This window comes from uncultured Selenomonas sp., from assembly GCA_905372355.1.
GTDB lineage: Bacteria > Bacillota > Negativicutes > Selenomonadales > Selenomonadaceae > Selenomonas.
The window spans coordinates 1-23400 of the sequence record CAJPOT010000009.1; the positions used below are offsets into that span (position 1 = coordinate 1).

Below are 23400 nucleotides of genomic sequence, written 5' to 3' on the forward strand. Positions count from 1 at the left end.
AGTTTACCATGAAAGTCCAAGAAGTCAAGCCCGGAGGGCGCAGACTGATTGGCTCTTTCATGTAAGGGCGGCGCACAATGTCCACAAAGTGGACGTTTGTGCGTGTAGCTTACCATGAAAGTCCAAGAAGTCAAGCCCGGAGGGCGCAGACTGAAAAAACGCCCGCACATGCACTTTTGCACATGCGGGCGTTTTTCGATGCCGCCTGCGGCAGCAGTCACTTTCTTAAGAAAGCGCTGAATTGATCCGCGCTTCCTTAAATACCGAGAATCGCATCGAGCTTCGCCTTGTCGAAGCTCACGACGAAGTCCTTGCCGTTGACCGTCGTCACCGGCACGATGAGATCGCCCGAAATGGCCTTGCACTCTTTGCGCGCCGCCTCGTCCTCTTCGATGTTGTGCTCCTCGTAGGCGATGTTCTTCGACTTCAGATACTTTTTGACCTTGTCGCACCAAGGGCACTGCGTGATGGAATAGACCTTTACCATGATGTTTTCCCTCCTGTGATGTACTTCTCGGCGAGAAGCGCCGCCGTCGTGCCGTCGGATGCGGCAGTCGTCAGCTGATGGATCTCCTTCTCACGGATGTCGCCGGCGACGAAGACGCCGGGGATATTCGTGCGGCAGTCCTCGCCCGCGACGATATGCCCTTTCTCGTTGATCTCGACCTGTCCCTCAAAGAGCGCCGTGTTCGGCTGCACGCCGATGTTGACAAATATGGCGTCGACAGCAAGTTCCCGTGCCTCGCCCGCCTTCTTGTCGAAAATCTCGATAGATTCGAGCTTTCCCTCACCTCGCAGGGCACGGATCTCCGTTTCGAGCAAGATCTCCGCCTTGGGATTTTCTCGGAGACGCTTCTGCGAAACTTCGTCGGCGCGAAGCTTGGAGCGATGCACGAGGTAGAGCTTCTTCGCGTAACGCGAGAGGAAGTTCGCCGCATCGAGCGCCGCATTGCCGCCGCCCATGACGGCAATGATTTTATCTTGATACATGTGTCCGTCGCAAAGCTGGCAGTAGTGGACGCCGCGCCCCGCGTACTTCGCTTCCGCAGCGAGCGGCAGCTTCCTGCGGCTCATGCCCGAGGCGATGATGACGACGGGCGTCTCGTAAACAGCGCTCTCCGTCTCGACGCGCTTGACCGCGCCTTCGAGCGTAACCTTCTCAATCGCATCGAACTCGTCGACGACGGCGCCGAACTTCTCCGCCTGCTGCTGCACTGTCTGAATGAGGTCGCTGCCCGAGACGCTCAGAAAGCCCGGATAATTCTCAATGCCCGTGGCGTTCGCAATCTGCCCGCCGACGACGGCATTCTCCAGGACGAGTGTCGAAAAATTCATGCGTCCCGCGTAGAGCGCCGCCGTCAGCCCTGCCATGCCCGCACCGATGATGACGACGTCCTTCTGTATCGTTTCCTTTGCCATGGAATCCCTCCTCTATTTTGATGGGCGATATTATTCTTTTCTCCATGAAAGGGCTAAATCCTGCCGTTTTCGTCAAAACGGCTTGACACACTGCTCCTTCCATGATACGATGATAACACAGTTACCGACATATGTCGATAACAAATCCGTAAAAATATTTTAAAGGAGGCGAGGACTGTGCCAAGACCGACGCGGGGGCGAAGGATCTGCGTGCGTCCCGCCTACGAGCGCTTCACGCCTGCGGGCTTTCCCGGCGGCGAGGCCGTCACCCTGCTCGTCGAAGAGTACGAGTGCATACGCAGCATCGACCACGACGGGCTAAAGCAGGAGGAATGCGCCAAACGCATGGCGATCTCGCGCACGACGGTCGCCGAAATCTATGCCGCAGCGCGCAAAAAAATCGCCGAGAGCCTCGTGCACGGCAGACCGCTCGTCATCGAAGGCGGCTTCTACCAGCTCTGCGACATGTCCGCACCGTGCGGCAAATGCTGCCCGCGTGCCGAGGCGCGTCAAGACTATCGCTTTTCGCCCCCGAGAAAGAAAGGAGAAGGAACGATGAGAATCGCAGTCCCCTATGAAAATGAAAACGGCACGGTGTTCCAGCATTTCGGACACTCGCAGGCATTCAAGCTCTATGACGTCAAGGAGGACGCCGTTGAGAAATCGGAGGTTGTCAGCACGCAAGGCAGCGGTCACGGCGCACTCGCCGGCTTTTTGAAGGAAAATGAAGTCGATGCGCTCATCTGCGGCGGCATCGGCGCGGGCGCGATCGAGGCGCTCACGGATGCCGGCATCCGCGTCTATGCCGGCGTCAAGGGCGCGGCGGACGAGGCTGTCGCACAGCATCTCGCCGGTACGCTTGAGTATACGACGGAAGCAAACTGCTCGCATCACGGCGAGGGACATGAGCACGCCGAAGGCGGCCATCGCTGCTCCCACGCGCACGGCGCGGGCGAAGGTCAGCATCGCCACGGCGAAGGTAACGGAAAAGGCCACTGTGGTCAGCACCACGGCGAAGGGCACGGCGAAGGACATGCGCATCATCATGGCGAAGGCAACGGTCACTGCGGTCAGCACCACGGCGAAGGCCAAGCGCACGCACACCGCCACGGACAGGATGCCACCATAGGTGAAGGCCGCTGTCCGCATCGCGGCAAAGGCGGCGGCCACGGCCACGGTCGCGGCGGCCACGGAGCAGGCCACGGCCCACATCAGCAGTAACCGCAGATACGGTTTGCCTTTCTCCATCCGCTGAATCTTTATCCGTGCTTCTTCGGCACTCCCCTGCAAAATCGAACGTTCATCTTGTCGGCTTCGGCTTCGCCGCACATCTCCTAGAATCCCTGCCGCAGAGTTTCAAGCTCTGCGGCGATTTTTTTCGCCTTCTCGACAGCGAGGCGATTCTCATGTTCCACAGTTTCAAAGGAAGGAATCAGATATTCCGTCGTTCCTTCGATGTGCGGAGGCTTGCAGACATAAATCTTCGCCGTAAGCGGATTCATGCTGCCGCTCCATAGCCCCATATAATCCGCAGCCGTATCGTATGCGAGGATGCAGGGCGCATCCTTCAAAAGATCGCGCAGATAGTCGTTGTATGTGTATATGCTGCTCATCGGACTGCTCCCGCCATTTGTGTCAGCGGCTGAAGCCGCGGCTTTCCCCATCCTCGCGAGCCTGACGCTCCTGCGCTTTCTTCCATGCCGGAAGCAGCATCTGATTCAAGCGCATGGCGAGGGATTTCTTCATGTAGGTTTTGGAGATGTCGGTCATTCCCTCCGTCGTATCAATCAGCGCGTCGATGCGCGGTGCCGCGAACTTGATTCTCGGGACAATCTCCAAAATCGACCGATGCAGGTCAGCCGGAGGCGCTTTCAAGATTTCATGGTAGAAGATTCGCTTTCCTTGATGGCGATAGACAGAACACAAGTTATACTCTGTATTTTTGAAGCTTATATCATCTTCCAAGAGTTCCTCTTTTTCCCTGTCAGACACTAGCGGCGAAAGTGCTGAACCGCAATCATATACAGGCGCGGGAGATATTTTGCCATCAGACGATGCCATCACGCCCCAATTATCCAAATGACGATCCGTATTGCCAATAGCAGCATCCACTACAAACATTTCCCAGAAAAACTTTTTCAAGAACATCTTGTTCTTTATCGTCACATCGGTATCGATGATATACATAACATCGTCAATCGTAGTCTTATTCCGTTTCTGGCTGTCCGTCTCATGTAAAAAGAACTTGCTGAATTCAATGAGAATACCTTCTCTGCTCGGGGAAAATACCTCGCACGCCACAACAAGCTTCTCTTTTTCGCTGTTCGGCGGCGTAGCACGTCCCAAGAAAGTGTTTTGTGCCGGAATCCCCAGCATCTGAAATATATGGCAGCCGATATATTCAGAGAAATGATTGTTAATGTATAGCTGCGATGTTTGTTTCGGCGCTCGATTGGGATCGGGAAACTTCACCATATAGAGCTTGTCGTTGTACTGCATCGTCCACTTGCTCTCCGAACCGCCGAAACGATTCGGCAGCCACTTCACATGCGTCAGATCAACCATCAATCAACCCTCCGAAATATGTCAGCATTTCCTCCCGGGTGCCTGATGAAATATCGCCTTCCTTCATGGCATATTTTGTTTCGGAATGAAGCCTCTGCATAGCAAGAACCATCTGGAGATGATTCCTTTCTTCATAAGCTCGATAAAATTCTTCCATATAGTCGCGAAGAAGATCTTCGTAATCTTGCGGGTTGTACTTATAGACTGCTTCCATGATGAATCCCTCGTTTCTTCGAACTGTCCTAGTGATTCGTATGCCATCCTATATAGAATGTCGAGCATTCGGAATCAACTCGTCATAACAGAAAAGCATCTCAGCACGGTCTTTGGGAGACAGCATTCCTTCATCGCCTGTTTCGTGTCGTTGTACATACGCCGCCATGCGTGTTCCATGAGGAATACGTCTCCCGCCTGCATCGCTTCGGCGAAAAGCGTCATGCTTTCTTCCAGATAGTCGACATAATCCTTTGGATTGTATTTGATTCGCTGCTCCATGATGCCTCTCCTTTTTTCGCGAGTTCTGGGTGTGCCAAGAGTTTTGTTTAAATCATTCTTCAGGACTCAATGCGCAAAATGTTCTGTCGCGCATCCTTGACCAAGCACGCCTCACAGGAGGCTTACCAAAGCCCGTATTCCTCGCGTTTTTGAGTGTCGCACTTATCTGTGTATCACGCCCGCGTGGAGAGTGACATGTGCGGAGGTTCTTCTTGTCGGTGTATTTCAGATTGCAATCCACGCGCCCCGTGTGGGGCGCGACCTGTCAAACCCATAGCGATTTCGTCGAGCCAGGCATTTCAATCCACGCGCCCGCGTGGGGCGCGACAGTCGAGGCGGGGCGATGCAAGCTTGAGCTGACATTTCAATCCACGCGCCCGCGTAGGGCGCGACCAAACGCAGAAAAAGCACATATTGCACAAGGCGCAATTTCAATCCACGCGCCCGCGTAGGGCGCGACGTTTCACACCGTCAACTTTTTCCATCGCTTCCGTATTTCAATCCACGCGCCCGCGTAGGGCGCGACGATGGCAGAGTTCTATGCGGATTTCATCTCGAAATTTCAATCCACGCGCCCGCGTGGGGCGCGACGGCATCCGTGCGCCCGTCTCGTACATCCCCAGTATTTCAATCCACGCGCCCGCGTGGGGCGCGACGTTAGCCGAGAGTAGCACCTGCTTGGGTAGGTGATATTTCAATCCACGCGCCCGCGTGGGGCGCGACCATAACCAACGTAGATCATACGTCTCAATTTTGCTATTTCAATCCACGCGCCCGCGTAGGGCGCGACGTACTGCAGGCGGCGCAGGAGGTCGACTGCCTCAATTTCAATCCACGCGCCCGCGTAGGGCGCGACTACAGGCGGTCAAAGTCAACGTGCGCGGCCTGCCATTTCAATCCACGCGCCCGCGTAGGGCGCGACAAACACAGGTCTCCGTGCCGTTCGCGTTGCCGTTATTTCAATCCACGCGCCCGCGTAGGGCGCGACCCTGCGCGTCGATGGGCAGGTCGTCGAACCGCGCCATTTCAATCCACGCGCCCGCGTAGGGCGCGACGGCTGACCACCATCATGGTGGACGACGAGATGCATTTCAATCCACGCGCCCGCGTAGGGCGCGACAGTTATGCTGCTTAATGTAGCGTGGGATTCCACAATTTCAATCCACGCGCCCGCGTAGGGCGCGACTTTCCTTCATTGCTTTTAAGAGCGTTGCCGGCGTATTTCAATCCACGCGCCCGCGTAGGGCGCGACTGCTTGAAAATCGTTGGCGGTATGGGTGATTCCAAATTTCAATCCACGCGCCCGCGTAGGGCGCGACGCAGCGCGACGGCATAGTAATCGCCAAGCTCCTTATTTCAATCCACGCGCCCGCGTGGGGCGCGACGCGACGATGATGCGCAGCGTTATGCTGTGACAGTATTTCAATCCACGCGCCCGCGTGGGGCGCGACTCGCCGCATTGATCTGCTCCGCTTGCAGTGCGAGATTTCAATCCACGCGCCCGCGTGGGGCGCGACCTCTTTTTGGCGCTCTTCATCCTACATCATCCAAATTTCAATCCACGCGCCCGCGTGGGGCGCGACATAGGCAAGAGATTATTGCTGTCTAAGTGGTCGAATTTCAATCCACGCGCCCGCGTGGGGCGCGACTCAGGATCGTAGCCATAAGACATCAACTCGACAGCATTTCAATCCACGCGCCCGCGTGGGGCGCGACCATATCCTCCCCTATCTCGGGCAAGCGGTTTTGCAATTTCAATCCACGCGCCCGCGTGGGGCGCGACTCTCCCATTTGTCTCCCAACCTTTTGCGGGAGACATTTCAATCCACGCGCCCGCGTGGGGCGCGACGAACCAACGGCGGCACGGCTCTTCACTCGACAGCATTTCAATCCACGCGCCCGCGTGGGGCGCGACGCTGGCAGTGCGCATCAATGCGGTTGGCAAAACATATTTCAATCCACGCGCCCGCGTGGGGCGCGACTGTTTTCCGACGGCTCCAACGTGGCCGTAAAAGATTTCAATCCACGCGCCCGCGTGGGGCGCGACGGATGTTGGCGATCTTCTCTATATTATCAGATGATTTCAATCCACGCGCCCGCGTGGGGCGCGACGATATTCCGCCTCGCGCGCGTCAAAGATGTATGGATTTCAATCCACGCGCCCGCGTGGGGCGCGACACCCTCAATTCTCAGCTTATACTATATCACAGATCATTTCAATCCACGCGCCCGCGTGGGGCGCGACGTGAAAAGCCTTTACAGACGCGTTTGATCTTCATTTCAATCCACGCGCCCGCGTGGGGCGCGACCCGACTTCCTTCGGGGCGCAAACTGTTTTATCCCATTTCAATCCACGCGCCCGCGTGGGGCGCGACTACATCAGGCTCGATGTCATCTACACGCTCAAGCCATTTCAATCCACGCGCCCGCGTGGGGCGCGACCTGGTGCGCCCGTCTGCGTCGTGATGAACACCGAATTTCAATCCACGCGCCCGCGTGGGGCGCGACTTATAATACTTCTAAAAAGGAGGTGATTCAAATGATTTCAATCCACGCGCCCGCGTGGGGCGCGACGAGTGCCATTGTTTACTTCTCGCATACGTTATACATTTCAATCCACGCGCCCGCGTGGGGCGCGACCCGTGTCGAATCAGCTCCTTGACGATGCCGACGTATTTCAATCCACGCGCCCGCGTGGGGCGCGACAGCAGCCATTGACCTTGGGCGGCAGATCGGCAAGATTTCAATCCACGCGCCCGCGTGGGGCGCGACTCAAGCAAGAGGCAGCGCGGCTGGGGCTAGATGTATTTCAATCCACGCGCCCGCGTGGGGCGCGACTAAGGGGCACTGGGTTTTCACGGCGAGCCTACCGATTTCAATCCACGCGCCCGCGTGGGGCGCGACTGGTGCGGCGCTCAAGCTGGATCAAAACAAAAAATTTCAATCCACGCGCCCGCGTGGGGCGCGACATCGACAACGCGCTCCGGCGAACCGATCAATCCTATTTCAATCCACGCGCCCGCGTGGGGCGCGACTTCCTGCGGCTTCTTCTGTCGTGCCATCGGCAGATTTCAATCCACGCGCCCGCGTGGGGCGCGACGATAGACTTCCATATCGCCATGCGCCCGTGCGAATTTCAATCCACGCGCCCGCGTGGGGCGCGACAGGCGTTCGCGGGCATCTGCCGACGGTCAGCGGCATTTCAATCCACGCGCCCGCGTGGGGCGCGACGAGCAGGCCGTTCGGCCGGTGGACAGGCGCAGACATTTCAATCCACGCGCCCGCGTGGGGCGCGACAACACTTTCATGACTTTCCTCCTTTTAGCCCCTTATTTCAATCCACGCGCCCGCGTGGGGCGCGACTTTATCATAACAAAAAAACTATGTCAATCATAATATTTCAATCCACGCGCCCGCGTGGGGCGCGACTTGATGCTCTTGCAAGATCTTTTTCTCCTTCTCATTTCAATCCACGCGCCCGCGTGGGGCGCGACAACTCTCCTTCCGCTCACCGAAGAGTAGTGCCCATTTCAATCCACGCGCCCGCGTGGGGCGCGACAGCGATACAAGCATAACCATACCTCCTCACGATTATTTCAATCCACGCGCCCGCGTGGGGCGCGACTGAGCTTCTTGCAGCTCGTCAAAGAGACGGGGCAATTTCAATCCACGCGCCCGCGTGGGGCGCGACCCCATCGCGTGACAAGGATATTGCCGATTATCTCATTTCAATCCACGCGCCCGCGTGGGGCGCGACGCATACGGATGATGGGGACGCCGAGCTTCATGCAATTTCAATCCACGCGCCCGCGTGGGGCGCGACGCAAACTCTTCTATCCCGAACCGAGTCTCAAGGAATTTCAATCCACGCGCCCGCGTGGGGCGCGACCGCCCTTTTTCGTCCTTTATTTCATAGGCACGGATATTTCAATCCACGCGCCCGCGTGGGGCGCGACTAAGGAACACGGTATATGCAAAAACTGCGGACAAATTTCAATCCACGCGCCCGCGTGGGGCGCGACGATCGCAAAAGTGACCGTCGGCTATACCGCCGACGATTTCAATCCACGCGCCCGCGTGGGGCGCGACACGTGTCCAAATGGTTTCACCTCCTCTCAGCCTTATTTCAATCCACGCGCCCGCGTGGGGCGCGACCGCGACCGCAGAGGGTGTGGTATCTACCATGGCATTTCAATCCACGCGCCCGCGTGGGGCGCGACCCGAGAGCCTACCATCCTGCGTGTGCTCGTCGAGATTTCAATCCACGCGCCCGCGTGGGGCGCGACGCGAGGTCTGTGCCTCCTGCTGCCGCAAGCGCAAATTTCAATCCACGCGCCCGCGTGGGGCGCGACGGGACGTACAGGAGTCTGGCGGCAAGTGCAGTCATTTCAATCCACGCGCCCGCGTGGGGCGCGACGGTGCCTGTTTACACGGGCTTAATTACAGCGGTCGCGCTATATTTTTCGCGAACCTCATTTTTGGCCGTGCTGTTACAGGCATTTTTCGTCGCAAAGTCCTCTGTGTGATACGGGTTCGCACAGAGATTTTGCGGCCATTCTCGCGAAGGAGATGCCTGCTACAGCATCAGAGTTCCTTCAGCTTCATAACTTGGTTTTGCACCGACGTGCTGCGTTTTTCCTGCGTATTTATTTCCCAAGTTATAAAAACGCAGGCTGTCTTTTTCTTGGTCAATCAAATTTGTCAACTCATGCCGCAGGGCGCAGAACTGTGCTTCATCGAGAACGCATTCAAACACGGAGTTCTGCACGCGTTGTCCGTGGCGCACGCAGCATTTCGCCACTTTTCTCAAGCGTGTGCGGCCGGCAGGTGTTTCCGTATTGACATCGTATGTCACGAGAATCAACATTGCCGCCGTCCCCCTCCATCTTTCCTCACTTACTTCCACAGAAACGCCGGATATTCCTCCAAGTCGCCGCGTAAATATCGTGCCAGCAGGAGGGATTGGGCATGAGGAACCAAGCCCCAAGGGAGTTTTTCCCTGAGAAACGGATGCGTAATCTGCTCCCGCTTCTTGTCCTGCCATTCCTTGAGGACGAGCTTACGCCCAGCATCATTGAGCCAGACGGCGCCGTTCTCTTTTTTCTCAAAATGCTCCGGCTTGATGATGCGATTGTTGATCAGCGTGAGTACGAGGCGATCGACAAAAAGACTTCGCAGCTCCTCCATGAGGTCGAGCGCCAAGGATTCCCTGCCCGGGCGATCGCGGTGCAGGAAGCCGACATACGCATCAAGTCCCACGCCTTCCAGTGCAGAGGCGCAGTCATGCGCCAGCACGGTATACAGAAAAGACAGCATGGCATTGACGCGATCGAGAGGCGGACGCTTGAGGCGGCCTTCCAGGGAAAATGCGTCCTTGTTCTGCAAAATGAATTGATTGAACAACGAGAAGTACAGATGTGCGGCATTTCCTTCAATACCGCGCATTTCATCAAGCGACTGCACTCGATGCAAGCTCTGCAGGCTGCTTTTGAGTTCCGCGCTCACTTGCGCAAGCGCCGTCAGATCCAAGCTCAGCGGATGGTCGCGCTTCATCCTTTCGACGAGTGTGCGCGTGTTGAAGATCTTTCCGAAAAGGAAATCCGCCGCGAGTTTCGCACTCTCCGCATCATCTTCCGAGCGGCGATACTGCTCCTTGCGCAGGAGCACATTGCTTCGCACTTCCCCACAGGAGCGGGCAAGAAATCGCCCGCGCGGACTAAAAAAGCAAAGCCCGATTTTCGCTTGGGCGCACGCGCCCATCAAGGCAGGACTCGCGCCCTTATAAGTAAAGCAAAGGATATTTTCCAAAGTGAGCAGCGGAATCCGCCCCAGCACTTTTTCTTCCTGCAGTACGACGACATTCTCATTTTCCAAAGCCACATACGCATCTTCGGTCAAAATGAACAGGGTATTGAGCATATGACGCATAGCTCACACCCCCTTCAAGGCAGCTGCATAATAGTCGGAAACGCCCACCGTTTTTTGCAGCTTCGGCAGACACAGGTCTTTCAGAGAACAGTTGCGGCATTTTTTCGTCACCTTGACCTTGGGTGTCGCCCTGCGGGAATATTCCTTGTGCATTTCAGCGAGCGTATGCAGAACGAACTCTCGCAAATCTTGCGTGATTTCCACCTTCTGCCGCCGATGGATTTCATCATAGAAAAGGTAACCGACAGGGATATGACAGCAAAGCATTTCCTCAAGGCAAAGCGCCTGCAGGACGAGCTGTGAAACATCCTCCTCGCCGTCTTTCGGCTTGCCGCGCTTGTATTCAACGGGAACGGGACGCCAAAATCCTTCCTGCCCGTGCAGCCTCGCGCCTGTCTTTTCCCTATGAAATTCCACGACATCCGAGACGCCGCTCACGCCGAGCTTTGCCGAGAAAATGCGCAGGGCACGCGCCACGAGCAAATCCCCGCGCGATTCGTGCAGGCTGCCGTCATGACATTTCTCGTGGACAATCTGCCCCTCGACTGTGCGCAAGTTTTCCTGCCATTGCTGCTCGATGTGAATGAGTGCCCACTGCCTGCGGCAAAAGAGGAAATGCTGGATGCCGGCGACATCCAGCCACTCCTCTTCGCGATATGCCATCAGCTCATGCGCGTGCAGGTCACGCCTTCCGGTAGATCGGCTTCGTCAACGGTGACTTCATAGTCCTGATAGCTGCGTGCCGGCTCGTCTGCCGCCTTTTTCTTGACATGAATGCGCTCAAAAAGCTTGTAGGACGGCGCATTGCCAAGCTCACTCTCGTGGCGGAAGACGATGAGCTCGCGCGTCGCCATATTGCCGCGCGCCGCCGAGCGGTCAAGCTCAAACATGCGCAGGATCGCCTGCCACAAGAGCGCCAAGTCCTCTTCGGAGAAGCCCGTCGTCTTGCGCGCGAGGTTTGCCGAGACATAGCCTTCAACTTTGTAGAGCGCATAGGGTACGATGAACTTGCGGCCGATTTCCGTCTTCTTCGTCTGCGCATCCTTGATCGTCGTGATCGCCGTGCGCGTGATGGTGATCTCCTGCGGCAGAATGGGATCAATGCTGCGCGCAAAGCCGAGCTGCACGGGACCGCGCACCTGCCCGCAGTTCAGCGCTCCCTGCACGAAGGTCGTCATGACGGCGCCGAAGGTGCGGATATCGAAGAAATTGCTGCACATGAAGTCGCGAATCTTGCCGTCGATTGCAGGATCTGAGGCCTTGACCTTCTTGATGTCCTTGATGCCGAGGTGGTCACAGGCCTCTTGGTCGCTTTGAGCGAGCGGCACGTTTTCCTTGATGTAAATGCGATAGCCCGGCTTCCCTTCCTGCGCCGTTTCCACGTAGTTGCGAATCTTCCGCTTGAGGCAAACGTCAGTGACCAGTCCGTGTCCGGTCTCTTGATCGACGCGTGGCATGTTGCCCGCATCGGGATCGCCGTTCGGATTGCCGTTTTCAACATCAAAAAGAATGACAAAATCATACCGATTTTTGATTGCTTCCGCCATTTACTTTTCCTCCTTCTTTTCGTACCGCTTCTGCTTCTGATGATAGTAACCAAGGATGAATACACCCTGCTCCTCAAGCGGCAAATGACGCGGCATATCCTTGGCGTCCAGCTTTCCCATGATCTCCGACAACTTTTTGTCCAAATAGACTCTGGGAGCCGTCTCCAACTTTTTCAAGTGATGAAGCGCGAGCTTCTGCAGCATCGGGAACACATGCGCCGGCGTTCCACAAGCAGAATCAAAGAAACGGTCGCGAATCGTCGCCTTGATCTCAGGGTTCGCCTTCTCCTGCACCTCTTCCAAAACGGCGAACCAGCGTCCGAGCAAATAAGCAACATCGGTCGAGTTTTCATCTAATGCCACAGCGATCTTCCTCCCTCGATTTCGCATCAAATATGCTTTCAAAAAGCCGGCGCGCCTTGCATTGATTTTCCGCTCCCCCTGCTCTGCATGAATGCGCAGCAAAATGTTTTGGAATACGGACACGGGATACTTGCCGCCGGTCAAAACGGCTCGCAGCATGGCTCCTGCCATGATGGGAGAAGCCATCTTCACCTTGGCGTTGGGATTCACCGTTTCGCGCAGGAGCTCCCACAACGGCACATTGCCGCGCGTCTCCCAGCTCGGGCGGACAATCTTCATCTGCTCCATGTGCAGGGCGAGATTCTTCAAGAAATCCCCGAAAGAACCTTGTAGGAAGAAGCGTACAGAAAGCCGCGCCGCATTGGGCGCCAGACCCAGGATATAGAAGGGATTGGCATAGGAGATTGCCACGCCCTCGTAGTCGATCGCCGCCCCTGCCTGCACCTTTTTCAGCACGGCATCCAGCAGATCATCGGTCATCTTATCTTCATCGCCGAAAAGCATGCCGCAAAGCAAGTCTTGTGCCGCCTCGCTCTCCTCCTCGGCCCAATAGACCATCGTCGTGTCGCCTATGATCTTCGTATGTTCGCGATCAGCAAGCAGGGTATTGAGCGCCGTGCCATAGGCAAACGCCGCCTTCTTCGACACGGGAGCATTGCCGCCCTGCTCGCCGTCGTGACCGTAGGATTCGTAGGCATTGGCATTGAAGGAGACGAGCATGGCTCCCGTTGCTTGGGCGCCCGTGACACCCTTGAGCGCCGGATGCTTGACGGCGATCGGCGCCAATGTGCCCGTCACGAGGCAGCGGCGTTTTTCCTTAGCGCCGCTCGCATCGAGATGCGTTTCCCAAGCCTCACGCACGGCCGGCTCTTCGTGCACGAAGGTGCTCGCCACACGGAATACGAGATTCGCCCCGGCAAGAATCTCATCGGCATAGGGCGCGAGGGCCGGATGCGTGCGCAGCATCGTTTCACCGCCCTGCCAGTGCCCGAAAAAAGCGATGACAGCGCGAGCAGCGTCCGACGCAGCACTGCCCAGAATCTCCTCGTGCAGAGCCTTCGCAGCCGAAAAGCATTCTGCCGTACGCTTGGGCTTTCCTTTCATATCGGCGCCTAAAAAATACGATGAATTATCGCAAAGGAAAAACGGGGCTATGCCAACCGTTCTCGTTTCTCCTGCCGGAACAATAAGTTCCTGCGGTCGATCCACTTCCTTCTTGCCGCGCAAAACCTTCTGGATGAGCGGCAATACTTGAAGCAATTCTCCTTCTTTGGAAAGCAAGAGCGCAAAGGAAACATTACGCTTCTCCCAACCATCTCTGGGCAACCGTCCCTCTTTGCACTCCGTCTCATATCTTTCAACCAGTGCTTGGAGCATCAGCGATACACCTCGCAATCCCTAAGGTCGAGCACGCCGTCCACAAGCTGTGCTTGGAAAAACATCGGCTGAAGATTCTTGGGATCCGAGTAGTCGATATCATAGAGCATGAAACCCAGATCTTTCGTTTCCCCATTTGTCGGCGGAAGCTCCGCTTCCTCGTACAGCCGGAAGCGCGCGGGAAACTCACGGCAGCCCAGATACGGTGCATGATAGCACTGTCCCTTGCGCGCGCGTCGGCAGAACATCTCACGGAATTTCCCCTCGTTGTCCGATGCCGATGCCTTCTCCGTCATCTCGAAATGCGCTTCAATGATGTAATGCGGTTCCTTCAAGATGGTGGCGGCACGCTGCTGGATATCCTCCTTCGTGGACTGATAGAGTTCACCACGCTCTTTCTCCGCAAAAGCCTTCACCGTACGCGCAGGAATCTTTGCCTTGAGCTCATTGCGGCGGACATTGGTAAACTGAATTCCGGATAGGATAAATATCCTATCTATGCGCCATTTTAGGCCCGGATGCCAAAACACGGCTTCCAAGACCCCCCTCGCCGCGCTCGGCGTCATGACGGCGTAGGAAAAGCGCTCCGCCTTCAATTCCGGTCGCGTGAAGCACGCCGCTTCGCCCCAAACCTCAAGGCGAACGCCATAGGCCATAAAATCACCTCCATATATTTTTCTTTTGTTAGGAAATATTTAATTTGTAGAAAGCATATCATAAAAAATTAACTCTGTCAATTTGAAATTCTACAATTCACTAAGAAAATCGAAAAAATACATAAAAACAATAATTTCTAAATGCTCCATAGTCACCACATTATGCGAAATCCATCAATTCTCGCCTTAGGCTTGACTTCTTGCAGATGCATGGTAAACTAACATCGTCGTGGAGATCATGTCTGCACGAGGATTGAAATTTTTGTTAGGACATATGATGCGCGAGTGCGGGGAGATTTTTCAGATCTCCCCGCTTTCGTCTGTGCGGAGAAACACGATTCCATGCAGCGAATCTACAGGAACATTCCTTCGCCCTCTCCAACATTACTCGACAGTCCCTTTTCTGAGTCATATACCGCCATATCAACAAGCACGGCGAGGTTTTCGTCGAGCATGCTGATCTTTCCCTGCGCGGCAAGCTGTTCGAACGGCGCTTCGGCATATCCCGTATAGACAGTCACGATGTAGCGTCCGACCTTTCGCATAAGCGAACGCGATCTCTCTCCTCGTTCCAGCCGCGCCAAGAGCGCCTGTCCCTCCTCGGTTTGCGGAATGAAGATCGGCTTGGTACGATCCTCGATCAGGCGGACATCGTTTGCAATATCGGCAAAGGCGAATTTTCCCGACTGCCCCATGATGTCTTTCTTGTCCAGACGATTCTTGCCGCTCAGATCGTACAGCTCTTCAAAGTAGCGGCGGATCGCTTCGGGACTTGCCAAGTCTTCGGCAAAACTCCGCGCCACATTCTTTGTGATTTCAGCTGCCAGCTGCGCATTTTTCGCCAGTTTTTCCAGAGAAAATACATGCACAACGCTTTCCTCCGCCGTCCTCCTGCCCTCGCGGTTGCAGCGGCCCGCCGCCTGCACGATGCTGTCGAGGCCGTTGATCTCACGATAGACGCAGGGGAAGTCGAGGTCGACGCCGGCCTCCACGAGGCTCGTCGAAATGACGCGGCACGGCTTGCCATCCTTGAGCCGTGCGCGAATCTTCTCCAATACCTGCTCGCGATGCACAGGATAGAGATTCGTGGACAAGTGGTACGTTCCTTCGTCTTCCCGCAGCAAATCGAAGACACTCTGCGCCATCTTTTTCACATTGACGATGCAAAGCACCTGCTCATGAGCCGCCAGCTCTTCGGCAAGCTCCTCTTCCGTCATCACCTCTTCGCGCAGCTCGATCTTCGTGCGCCGGAAAAACGCTGCATTTTCCATGAGCGCCGGGCAGATTTCCAGCGGCTGCATATCATCGGAGAAAAACTGCCCCAAAGGCGGCTGCGTTGCCGTACAGAGCACCGCCGTACACGCATAGTGCCGCACGAGCGCCTCGATTGCGGCAAGCGAAGGACGCAAGTAATCAATCGGAATCATCTGCGCCTCATCAAAGATCACGATGCTCTCGGCAAGATTGTGCAGTTTGCGGCATTTCGACGGGTGATTGGAAAAAAGCGATTCGAAAAACTGCACGTTCGTCGTCACGATGACGGGCGCATCCCAGTTCTCCGTCGCCAGCCGCTTGCGATTCATATCCGTATCCTGCACATCGTCATAATCCACATTCTGATGATGCTCGACGACACTGTCCGGCCCCAGCAGATCCCGAAAGACAGCAGCATTCTGCTCGATGATCGACGTATACGGTATGACGTAGATGATGCGCCTGCGCTTCCTCTTGGCATGAGCGGCATAATGCAGGGCAAACGCCAGGGAAGAAATCGTCTTGCCTCCGCCCGTCGGTACGGTTAGCCGGTATAAATTCCCTTTTGCCTCTTTTCCTGCGTCGATGCTCTCGGCGAGGAGCGCAGAGCGTTTTTTGTTGATCGGCAATTCCAGCTTCCGCTTCTCTTTTTCCGTCTTCGGCTGCAAGAATTTCTCTTCAAGGCTCTCCTGCAGGCGTTCGAGCAAGGTTTCCACAGAAGCAAAACCTTCCCGTTCGACATTCCCCGCCGACATGAAGTCTTCCGTGTCGAGAAAGTCCGCATCGACGAGACAGGAGAAAAGCATGCGCGTATAGAGCATCGCGGAGAGCGGTGCGCGGGCGACCTGCTCCAACAAGAGCGACGGTGGCAAGGTCTGGGGCAGATCGGCCTCATGATAAGCGCGGTAATCGGGCAGATTCCGTCGCTTGAGCCTGCCCAAAAGCGTGCCGTCTTCCGCTGTATTCGCCGTCGTACCCTGGTTCGGTATGCCGCCATGATGCCCTGCGATGCAGAACGCCATCACCTGCGCCATGCCTCTGCCAAGCCTTCTGCTTTGCTCATCGTCCGCGCTCTGCCGCAGCCTCACGATCTCCTGCGTCCCCGCCGTCGAATGATCGATGCGCCCCCTGCGCCGTCTCTTCTCCTCCTCGTCCGCACGCAGATACGCTTGAAACTCGCGCGAATACTTGCCGATATCGTGATACAAGCCCAAGAGCCGCCCCATCGCCTCCTCGCCGAAAGCGACGGCAAAGCGCCCTGCAAGATCGGCAACGCCCGTCAGATGGTCGCACAAAAGCTGCTCACGCCCCGTTTCCTCATCAAGATGCCCAAGATAAGCAGAAGATTTTGTCATTTCAAACACCTCCAAGAAATCACCAGAAACTCATCGAGGCTGGAAGGTTGCATCAACCTTCGCGCGCCATAACGGCTTCGTTTGCGAGATGGTCAAGGGTAGACCGAACATCCGACGAAATGCATGACACCCACCTTTGTGGAATTGCCTCAAAACCATAAACGCTCCCCGCCAATCCGCCGGTAATTGCTCCGATCGTGTCTGCGTCACCGCCTCGATTGACCGCTTCTACTACTGCATCCTCAAAAGTCCCTGTCAACATAATAGCATAAAGCGCATTTTCCATACTTGCTACTACCCACCCCGTTGGTTCTTTTCTCTCGCCATACCCTTGTACGATGCGGGTTATCTCTTGAATTGCTTGTTCCGGTGCTATCAGCGCCATTGACACGAGTCGCACATAATCCATGCAAAGAGCTGCGCTCGCCTCATTCGGATGCGTCATCCAGGCGATTGCTCTCGTAAATTCTGCTGCCACGTTTTCATCTTTGTAATAAAGTGCAGGGTATATCGTTCGCATCAATGCCCCATTTCCTGCCGCCCCCTCCTCATGGGGACGACGGACAGCTTCTCTCCAGACATCTTCCTCGCTATGACCTGTTTCGACGAGACGATCTGCCATAGCGATGGACATCCTGCAAGTGTTGCCTATATCTTTAGGATTGCTTTTATACCATTCACGGAATCGCCGTCCAATCGATACGATCGGCGACTTGGGACGCTCCACTATCCCCTCTGCCACTGCAATAGTCATCTGCGTATCGTCAGTAATCTCGCCTGGCGCGACATTTAGCCATCCGCCCCCGACCATTTCGCACACAGCTTTTCCATATTTCTTTAGGATTTCTTCTGCCTCCATAAATTCAAGGGGCGCTCCCAAGGCATCTCCCACCGCCACACCATAAAGCGCTCCCCTAATCCTGTCCTTCATATCATTTTCCCTCCTACAATGCTATGAGAATATACGTCTCCAAAACAGTCACTTCATTCAAAGATAGATTTTCCAGCCGATTAAAGGAACAAAACGAACACATGGCGGAACTATGCGAAGAACCAGCGTTTTTGCAGTCTGCATGCCCCATGTGACCCGCTCAATCCCCAAGCGGCGTGTTAACGATCTTCTTGCGCTCGCGCCAGTCGGGGCAGAACTTGTCCATGAGACTCTTGAAGTGCACATTGTGGTAGCGCTCCCAGAGATGCGTAAGCTCGTGAATGATGATGTATTCGAGGCAGGATACCGGATATTTGGCGAGCTGCAGATTCAGCCAGATGCGGCGCGCACGGATGTTGCAGGTGCCCCACTTCGTCTTCATGTTCTTGATGCGCCATTCGGCGGCGCTCTTGCCGACGATCGTCTCAGCTCGCGCCAAGAGCGGCGGCACGGCTCGCGCGAGTTCGCGGCGATACCATTCGTTCAGCAGAGCTTCACGCTCGGCGGGGCTGCTCTCGGCCTCCTGCGCCTTGAGACTTAGGATGAGTCGGCTGCCATCTCGCAGGACGATGTTGCAGCCACGCCCGAACTTTACGGTGAGCCGGAGCGGCTCGCCCCAGACAAAGAAGCGCTCGCCGCTTAGGAAGCGGCGAACGCTTGGCAGAGGTTTCGCGGCGATCTTCGCCTGCTTTTCCTCGATCCATGCCGTATGCTTGGCGACGAAGCGTGCGAGCTCTTCGAGCGTCGCGCGCTTCGGTGCGCTCAGGCGCACCGTGCCTGCGGGCGGCACGACGCGCAGATAGATGTTCTTGATGGACTTTCGTTCAAGCTCGACGGGGATTCCCGCGAGCGTCGCCCGTCTCGTCGACGTTCCCATATCAGTTGTTCTTCTGCTCCATCACGGCGAACGATGCTGCCTTGTCGCCCTCGCCGAGGCGCACGACCTTGACGCCCTGCGTGTTGCGGCTGATGACGGAAATCTCGTCGACCTTCGTGCGGATGACGATGCCGTCCGTCGTGATGAGGATCAGCTCCTGTCCCGGACGCACAACCTTGAGGCCGATGACCGCGCCCGTCTTTTCCGTGACCTTCATGTTGATGAGGCCCTTGCCGCCGCGCGTCTGCAGACGATATTCGCTCGTCGCCGTGCGCTTGCCGTAACCTTCCGCCGTGATCGTCAGAACCTCGGCATTGCGCGCGAGGTTGTCCATGCCGACGACCACATCGCCCGCCTTCAGATTGATGCCCTTGACGCCGCGCGCCGTGCGTCCCATCGAGCGCACATCGTCCTCGGCGAAGGCGACCGCCATGCCGCCCGCCGTACCGAGTATCACATGCTTTTCGCCGTCCGTGAACTTGACGCCGATGAGGTCGTCGTCTTCGTCGAGGTTGATCGCATTGAGCCCGCCTCTGCGGATCGACTGGAACTCGGAAAGGCTCGTCTTCTTCACGATGCCCTTCTTCGTCGCCATGAAGAGGTAGCGTTCGGGCAGGAACTCCTTGACCTGGATGACCGCCGTGATCTTCTCCTCACTCTCAAGCTGCAGCAGGTTGATGATCGCCGTGCCCTTCGCCTGGCGGCTCGCCTCGTTGATCTCGTATGCCTTGAGACAGTAAACGCGCCCGCGGTTCGTAAAGAAGAGGATCGTGTGGTGCGTCGTCGTGACGAGGATATTTTCGACGAAGTCGGCTTCCTTCGTGCCCATGCCCGTCACGCCGACGCCGCCGCGCTTCTGGCGACGATATGTGTCGAGCGGCATGCGCTTGATGTAGTTGTTATGCGTGAGCGTGATGACGACGTCTTCCTGCGCGATGAGGTCTTCGACGTTGATCTCGGATGTGTCGATCGTGATTTCCGTGCGGCGCTCGTCGCCGTACTTCTCGCGCACGGCAAGAAGCTCGTCCTTGATGATCTTGTCGATCTTTCCCTCGTCGGCGAGAACGGATTTGAGCCAGTCGATCATCTTCAAGACCTCTTGGTACTCTTCCTCGATCTTCTCGCGCTCAAGACCCGTCAGACGCTGCAGACGAAGGTCGAGGATCGCCTGCGCCTGCTTCTCACTGAGCTTGAAGCCTTCCATCAGGCGCTCACGCGCGATGTCCGCCGTGCGGCTCTCGCGGATCGTCGTGATGACGGCGTCAAGGTGATCGAGCGCGATGGTCAAGCCTTCGAGGATATGGGCGCGCGCCTCGGCTTTCGCCAATTCGTACTTCGTGCGCCGCGTGATGACATCCTGCTGATGCTTGATGTAGTAGTGCAGCACCTCTTTCAGTGTGAGCACGCGCGGACTGCCGTCGACGAGCGCGAGCATGATGACGCCGAAACTGTCCTGCAGCTGCGTGTGCTTGTAGAGCTGATTCAAGATGACGTTGGCGTTCGCGTCGCGGCGCACGTCGATGACGATGCGCATGCCGCTGCGGTCGGACTCGTCGTTCAAGGCCGTGATGCCCTCGATCGCCTTGTCGCGCACGAGCTCGGCGATCTTCTCGACGAGGCGTGCCTTGTTCACCTGATAGGGCAGCTCCGTCACGATGATGCGCGAGCGGCCGCTCGACGTCGTCTCGATGTGCACGCGCGCGCGAAGCTTGACGACGCCGCGCCCCGTCGTATATGCCTGACGTATGCCCTCCGTGCCGAGAATCAGTCCCGCCGTCGGGAAATCCGGCCCCTTGATGACCGTCATAAGCTCCTCAACGGTAGCATCGGGGCGGTCGATGAGCATCAACGTGCCGTCAATGACCTCGCGCATATTGTGCGGCGGGATGTTCGTCGCCATGCCGACAGCAATGCCCGCCGTACCATTCGTGAGAAGCTGCGGGAACTTCGCAGGCAACACGGTCGGCTCCTTCAAGGACTCGTCGTAGTTCGGCGCAAAATCCACCGTCTCCTTGTCTATGTCCTGCAGCATGAGCTCCGCGACCTTCGACATGCGCACCTCGGTGTAGCGCATCGCCGCCGCCGGATCGCCGTCGACCGAGCCGAAGTTGCCGTGACCGTCGGCAAGCATGTAGCGCATGGAAAAATCCTGCGCCATGCGCACGATCGCATCGTAGACGGAAGTATCACCATGTGGGTGGTACTTACCGAGGACTTCGCCGACGATGCGCGCCGACTTCTTGTACGGCTTGCCCGAACCCATGCCCGCTTCCTGCATCGCATAGAGGATGCGGCGGTGCACAGGCTTCAGACCGTCGCGCACGTCCGGCAAGGCGCGGGCGACGATGACACTCATGGCGTAGTCGATATAGGAATTCTTCATCTCACTTGCGAGATTTACAGGAACGATCTTCCCCTCGCCAAAATCCACACTCTCACCCCAAAAATATAGTCGAGAACAGTATCTAACCTTAGTAGTATAGCATTCTTTGCAGAAAAAGTCCATGCGGCGAAAGGCGGGGTTGGCGCACATCACTTTCGTACAGTCGTTATCCCATATGCCATCGCAAATATAGCTGAAAGCCGATGCATGGAGACTCTTGCTCCACGCATCGGCTTTCGCTCTATATTGTCTCAGACTCTGCTCAAAGCCTGAACTTCGCCACCCCCTGCTGCAGCTGCTGCGCGAGATCTGCGAGCGTATGACTCGCGGCTGCGATCTCCTCGGCGGACGCCGCCTGCTCCTCGGAGACGGCGGAAACGTCCGTCGCCTTCTGCTGCACGGCACGGGACAGGTCGCTTACCTTCTGCACCGTATCGACCGTGCTCTTGCAGTCCTTTTCGAGCGCTCCCGTGATCGTCCCGACCTTCGCGACCTGCCCAATCAGGGCACGGATGGATTCAGCGATCTTCGCAAACTTCTCGTCAGCTGCGCGGACTTCTTCCACGCTCTCTTTGACCTCTTCGTCCTGCGATTTCGTCAGCGTGAATGCGTTCTCGATCTGCGCGGAGTTCTTGCCGATGACCGCGCTGATCTCCTGCGCCGCCTGCTCGCTCTGCTCGGCGAGCTTTCGCACCTCGTCGGCGACGACGGCGAAGCCCTTGCCCTGCTCGCCCGCACGCGCCGCCTCGATCGCGGCATTCAAGGCGAGGAGTTTCGTCTGTCCCGAAATGTTCGTGATGACCTCGTTGATCTCCGCGATGTTCTTCGAGCCGTCGTAGAGGTTCTGCACAGCCTCGCCGACCTTTACGGAGTTCGCCGCGAGGCTGTCGACGCCCGCGACCGCCTTTTCCAGCACAGCGCGGCCTTCGCGCGTCGCCTCAGCCGTCGTCTCAGCAACCTTCGTCGATTCACCGACCACCTTGGCGATGTCCTCGGTCTGCGCTCCCATATTGTGCGCGACTTCGTTCGCCATCTCCGCAATATCGCTCTGCTCCGCCGCGCGCTCGGCGATGTCGACAACGGCTTCTGCCGCCGACTGCGACGCATTCGCCGTCTGCGTCGAGCTTGCTGTCAACTCCTCAGAGGACGCGAGCACCTGCTCGCTGGCCTTCGAGGTGTCCTCGACCATCTTTCGGAGCGTCGTGACCATCTGACTCGAGCTCGTCTGCAGCACTCCGATCTCGTCGACGCGATCGCTCGCGGGCAATTTGTGCGTAAGATCCCCCTTGGCGATGAAACTCATCGTCTCGGACAGGATCTCGATCGGCGAAATCATGCCCGTGAGGAAATAGTAGGTGATGCCGCCCAAAAGCGCGAGAGCAACGAGGCTGATGACAAGAATCGCATAGAGCATCTGCGTCGCCGATGCGAACGCCTCCGACTGCGGCACCTCGATGATGATGTGCCAGCCCGTCGTGCCGATCGGCATCGATTCATAGAACTTCTGCACGCCGTTGAACTCCGCCTCGAACATCTGCGGATCCTTTGATGTGAAGCGCGCTGCCAGATCCTTGTACTTGCCGCCATCCATCTCGTTGAGCCGCGGGTCGTCGAGCGTGAATTTCTTGTGGTAGATGAATTCGCTGTCCGGTCCCAGGACGAAGAGCGAGCCATGCTCGCCGACCTTCACATCCTTCAAAATCTCCGTCATACTATCGACGGAAGCATCCATGCCAATGACAGCGACAAGCTCGCCGTTCTTATTGTAGACCGCCTTGCTCAGCGTTATGACCCGCGTTTTGTCAGGGTCGGTCTGATAGACCTCAGAAAGCTCCACATTCTTCGAGTTTACTGCATTCTTGTACCACGGACGCGTGCGCGGATCGAAACCTTCCGACGCCTGATCCTTCACCACGGACGAACCGTCGGGAAATCCCACGTAGAATTCAAAGACGCCGGGACGTGCCGAGATGTCAAGAACCGCCTGCTGCAGATCGTCCCCCTGCGGCAAACCGACGCTCCAATCCCGGGCGATGGTCTCCACCATCGCGCGCTTTTCCTGCACGCTGCCGTCAAGCTCCGCCGCATAACGGCCCGCGCGCTGCTCCATGCCGACTTCCACCGCGCTTTTCAACCCCGAGCTTGCCATCAGATAGATGATCGTTCCCATGAGGATGAAGATGACGATGAGCGGAATGCCGATGCTCAAAAGCATCTTCGGTTTGAGTTTCATTTCGTGCTCCTCCCTGT

Annotated in this window: 18 protein-coding genes and 1 CRISPR repeat array; of the genes, 1 reads left to right on the forward strand and 17 read right to left on the reverse strand. The window is 56.7% G+C overall.

All coding sequences use genetic code 11. The features are described from left to right. Positions 1-256 precede the first annotated feature (256 nt). Both QZ177_RS06935 and QZ177_RS06940 read right to left on the reverse strand, forming a co-directional pair. On the reverse strand, positions 257-487 hold the full coding sequence (locus QZ177_RS06935; protein WP_009646978.1) for a glutaredoxin domain-containing protein: 231 nt from the start codon (positions 485-487) through the stop codon (positions 257-259). After that, the gene (locus tag QZ177_RS06940) at positions 481-1419 is read right to left on the reverse strand and encodes an FAD-dependent oxidoreductase (protein ID WP_294176293.1); all 939 of its coding nucleotides are present in this window, start codon (positions 1417-1419) and stop codon (positions 481-483) included. The genes QZ177_RS06935 and QZ177_RS06940 overlap by 7 nt, the downstream gene beginning before the upstream one ends. A gap of 177 nt (positions 1420-1596) precedes the next feature. On the opposite strand from QZ177_RS06940, the gene QZ177_RS06945 reads away from it, so the two are divergent. Beyond that, on the forward strand, positions 1597-2640 hold the full coding sequence (locus tag QZ177_RS06945) for a DUF134 domain-containing protein (RefSeq protein WP_294176295.1): 1044 nt from the start codon (positions 1597-1599) through the stop codon (positions 2638-2640). A gap of 113 nt (positions 2641-2753) precedes the next feature. Here the strand turns inward: QZ177_RS06945 and QZ177_RS06950 are convergent, their stop codons facing one another. The 15 genes from QZ177_RS06950 to QZ177_RS07020 form a co-directional block, all read right to left on the reverse strand. Then, on the reverse strand, positions 2754-3032 hold the full coding sequence (locus tag QZ177_RS06950) for a hypothetical protein (protein ID WP_009646937.1): 279 nt from the start codon (positions 3030-3032) through the stop codon (positions 2754-2756). A gap of 22 nt (positions 3033-3054) precedes the next feature. Next, positions 3055-3984, reverse strand: a complete 930-nt coding sequence (locus tag QZ177_RS06955) for a HipA domain-containing protein (RefSeq protein WP_294176297.1) — start codon at positions 3982-3984, stop codon at positions 3055-3057. Then, positions 3977-4198: a hypothetical protein gene (locus QZ177_RS06960; RefSeq protein WP_294176301.1), complete on the reverse strand. Its 222-nt coding sequence runs from the start codon at positions 4196-4198 to the stop codon at positions 3977-3979. The genes QZ177_RS06955 and QZ177_RS06960 overlap by 8 nt, the downstream gene beginning before the upstream one ends. A 74-nt stretch (positions 4199-4272) precedes the next feature. Beyond that, positions 4273-4479 carry a glycosyl transferase gene (locus QZ177_RS06965; RefSeq protein WP_294176303.1) on the reverse strand — a complete coding sequence of 69 codons (207 nt, stop codon included), beginning with the start codon at positions 4477-4479 and terminating at the stop codon, positions 4273-4275. Positions 4480-4708: 229 nt separating this feature from the next. After that, positions 4709-8896: direct repeats of the CRISPR family, unit length 32 nt; unit sequence ATTTCAATCCACGCGCCCGCGTGGGGCGCGAC. A gap of 159 nt (positions 8897-9055) precedes the next feature. Further along, positions 9056-9346 (reverse strand): CRISPR-associated endonuclease Cas2, encoded by a 291-nt coding sequence (cas2, locus tag QZ177_RS06970; protein WP_294176304.1) that lies wholly within the window; start codon positions 9344-9346, stop codon positions 9056-9058. Between the two features lie 29 nt (positions 9347-9375). Then, positions 9376-10407, reverse strand: a complete 1032-nt coding sequence (gene cas1c / locus QZ177_RS06975; RefSeq protein WP_294176305.1) for a type I-C CRISPR-associated endonuclease Cas1c — start codon at positions 10405-10407, stop codon at positions 9376-9378. A gap of 3 nt (positions 10408-10410) precedes the next feature. Then, a complete protein-coding gene (cas4, locus tag QZ177_RS06980) occupies positions 10411-11070 on the reverse strand; it encodes a CRISPR-associated protein Cas4 (protein WP_294176306.1) in 660 nt (219 codons plus the stop codon). Then, positions 11070-11954: a type I-C CRISPR-associated protein Cas7/Csd2 gene (gene cas7c / locus QZ177_RS06985; protein WP_294176307.1), complete on the reverse strand. Its 885-nt coding sequence runs from the start codon at positions 11952-11954 to the stop codon at positions 11070-11072. Before cas7c ends, cas4 begins: the two co-directional genes overlap by 1 nt. Continuing rightward, complete coding sequence (gene cas8c / locus QZ177_RS06990) at positions 11955-13694, reverse strand: type I-C CRISPR-associated protein Cas8c/Csd1 (RefSeq protein WP_294176308.1); 1740 nt, start codon at positions 13692-13694, stop codon at positions 11955-11957. Then, the gene (cas5c, locus tag QZ177_RS06995; RefSeq protein ID WP_294176326.1) at positions 13694-14350 is read right to left on the reverse strand and encodes a type I-C CRISPR-associated protein Cas5c; all 657 of its coding nucleotides are present in this window, start codon (positions 14348-14350) and stop codon (positions 13694-13696) included. Before cas5c ends, cas8c begins: the two co-directional genes overlap by 1 nt. Before the next feature lie 353 nt (positions 14351-14703). Then, positions 14704-16959 carry a CRISPR-associated helicase Cas3' gene (gene cas3 / locus QZ177_RS07000; protein WP_294176328.1) on the reverse strand — a complete coding sequence of 752 codons (2256 nt, stop codon included), beginning with the start codon at positions 16957-16959 and terminating at the stop codon, positions 14704-14706. 52 nt (positions 16960-17011) lie between these two features. Further along, positions 17012-17890, reverse strand: a complete 879-nt coding sequence (locus tag QZ177_RS07005) for an ADP-ribosylglycohydrolase family protein (protein ID WP_294176330.1) — start codon at positions 17888-17890, stop codon at positions 17012-17014. Between the two features lie 160 nt (positions 17891-18050). Further along, complete coding sequence (locus QZ177_RS07010) at positions 18051-18767, reverse strand: SprT family zinc-dependent metalloprotease (protein ID WP_294176332.1); 717 nt, start codon at positions 18765-18767, stop codon at positions 18051-18053. A 1-nt stretch (position 18768) separates the two neighbouring features. Further along, positions 18769-21198 (reverse strand): DNA gyrase subunit A, encoded by a 2430-nt coding sequence (gene gyrA, locus QZ177_RS07015; RefSeq protein WP_294176334.1) that lies wholly within the window; start codon positions 21196-21198, stop codon positions 18769-18771. A gap of 214 nt (positions 21199-21412) precedes the next feature. Beyond that, positions 21413-23383 (reverse strand): methyl-accepting chemotaxis protein, encoded by a 1971-nt coding sequence (locus QZ177_RS07020; protein ID WP_294176337.1) that lies wholly within the window; start codon positions 23381-23383, stop codon positions 21413-21415. Between the last annotated feature and the right edge of the window lie 17 nt (positions 23384-23400).

Bases quoted from the DNA above. Each gene is read 5' to 3' on its own strand.
- cas2 (WP_294176304.1), bottom strand. From the start codon at position 9,346: ATGTTGATTCTCGTGACATACGATGTCAATACGGAAACACCTGCCGGC.
- QZ177_RS07020 (WP_294176337.1), bottom strand. From the start codon at position 23,383: ATGAAACTCAAACCGAAGATGCTTTTGAGCATCGGCATTCCGCTCATC.
- QZ177_RS06950 (WP_009646937.1), bottom strand. From the start codon at position 3,032: ATGAGCAGCATATACACATACAACGACTATCTGCGCGATCTTTTGAAG.
- QZ177_RS06940 (WP_294176293.1), bottom strand. From the start codon at position 1,419: ATGGCAAAGGAAACGATACAGAAGGACGTCGTCATCATCGGTGCGGGC.
- QZ177_RS06960 (WP_294176301.1), bottom strand. From the start codon at position 4,198: ATGGAAGCAGTCTATAAGTACAACCCGCAAGATTACGAAGATCTTCTT.
- QZ177_RS06955 (WP_294176297.1), bottom strand. From the start codon at position 3,984: ATGGTTGATCTGACGCATGTGAAGTGGCTGCCGAATCGTTTCGGCGGT.
- cas3 (WP_294176328.1), bottom strand. From the start codon at position 16,959: ATGACAAAATCTTCTGCTTATCTTGGGCATCTTGATGAGGAAACGGGG.
- QZ177_RS07010 (WP_294176332.1), bottom strand. From the start codon at position 18,767: ATGGGAACGTCGACGAGACGGGCGACGCTCGCGGGAATCCCCGTCGAG.
- QZ177_RS07005 (WP_294176330.1), bottom strand. From the start codon at position 17,890: ATGAAGGACAGGATTAGGGGAGCGCTTTATGGTGTGGCGGTGGGAGAT.
- cas5c (WP_294176326.1), bottom strand. From the start codon at position 14,350: ATGGCCTATGGCGTTCGCCTTGAGGTTTGGGGCGAAGCGGCGTGCTTC.
- cas4 (WP_294176306.1), bottom strand. From the start codon at position 11,070: ATGGCATATCGCGAAGAGGAGTGGCTGGATGTCGCCGGCATCCAGCAT.
- QZ177_RS06965 (WP_294176303.1), bottom strand. From the start codon at position 4,479: ATGGAGCAGCGAATCAAATACAATCCAAAGGATTATGTCGACTATCTG.
- cas7c (WP_294176307.1), bottom strand. From the start codon at position 11,954: ATGGCGGAAGCAATCAAAAATCGGTATGATTTTGTCATTCTTTTTGAT.
- cas8c (WP_294176308.1), bottom strand. From the start codon at position 13,694: ATGCTCCAAGCACTGGTTGAAAGATATGAGACGGAGTGCAAAGAGGGA.
- QZ177_RS06935 (WP_009646978.1), bottom strand. From the start codon at position 487: ATGGTAAAGGTCTATTCCATCACGCAGTGCCCTTGGTGCGACAAGGTC.
- cas1c (WP_294176305.1), bottom strand. From the start codon at position 10,407: ATGCGTCATATGCTCAATACCCTGTTCATTTTGACCGAAGATGCGTAT.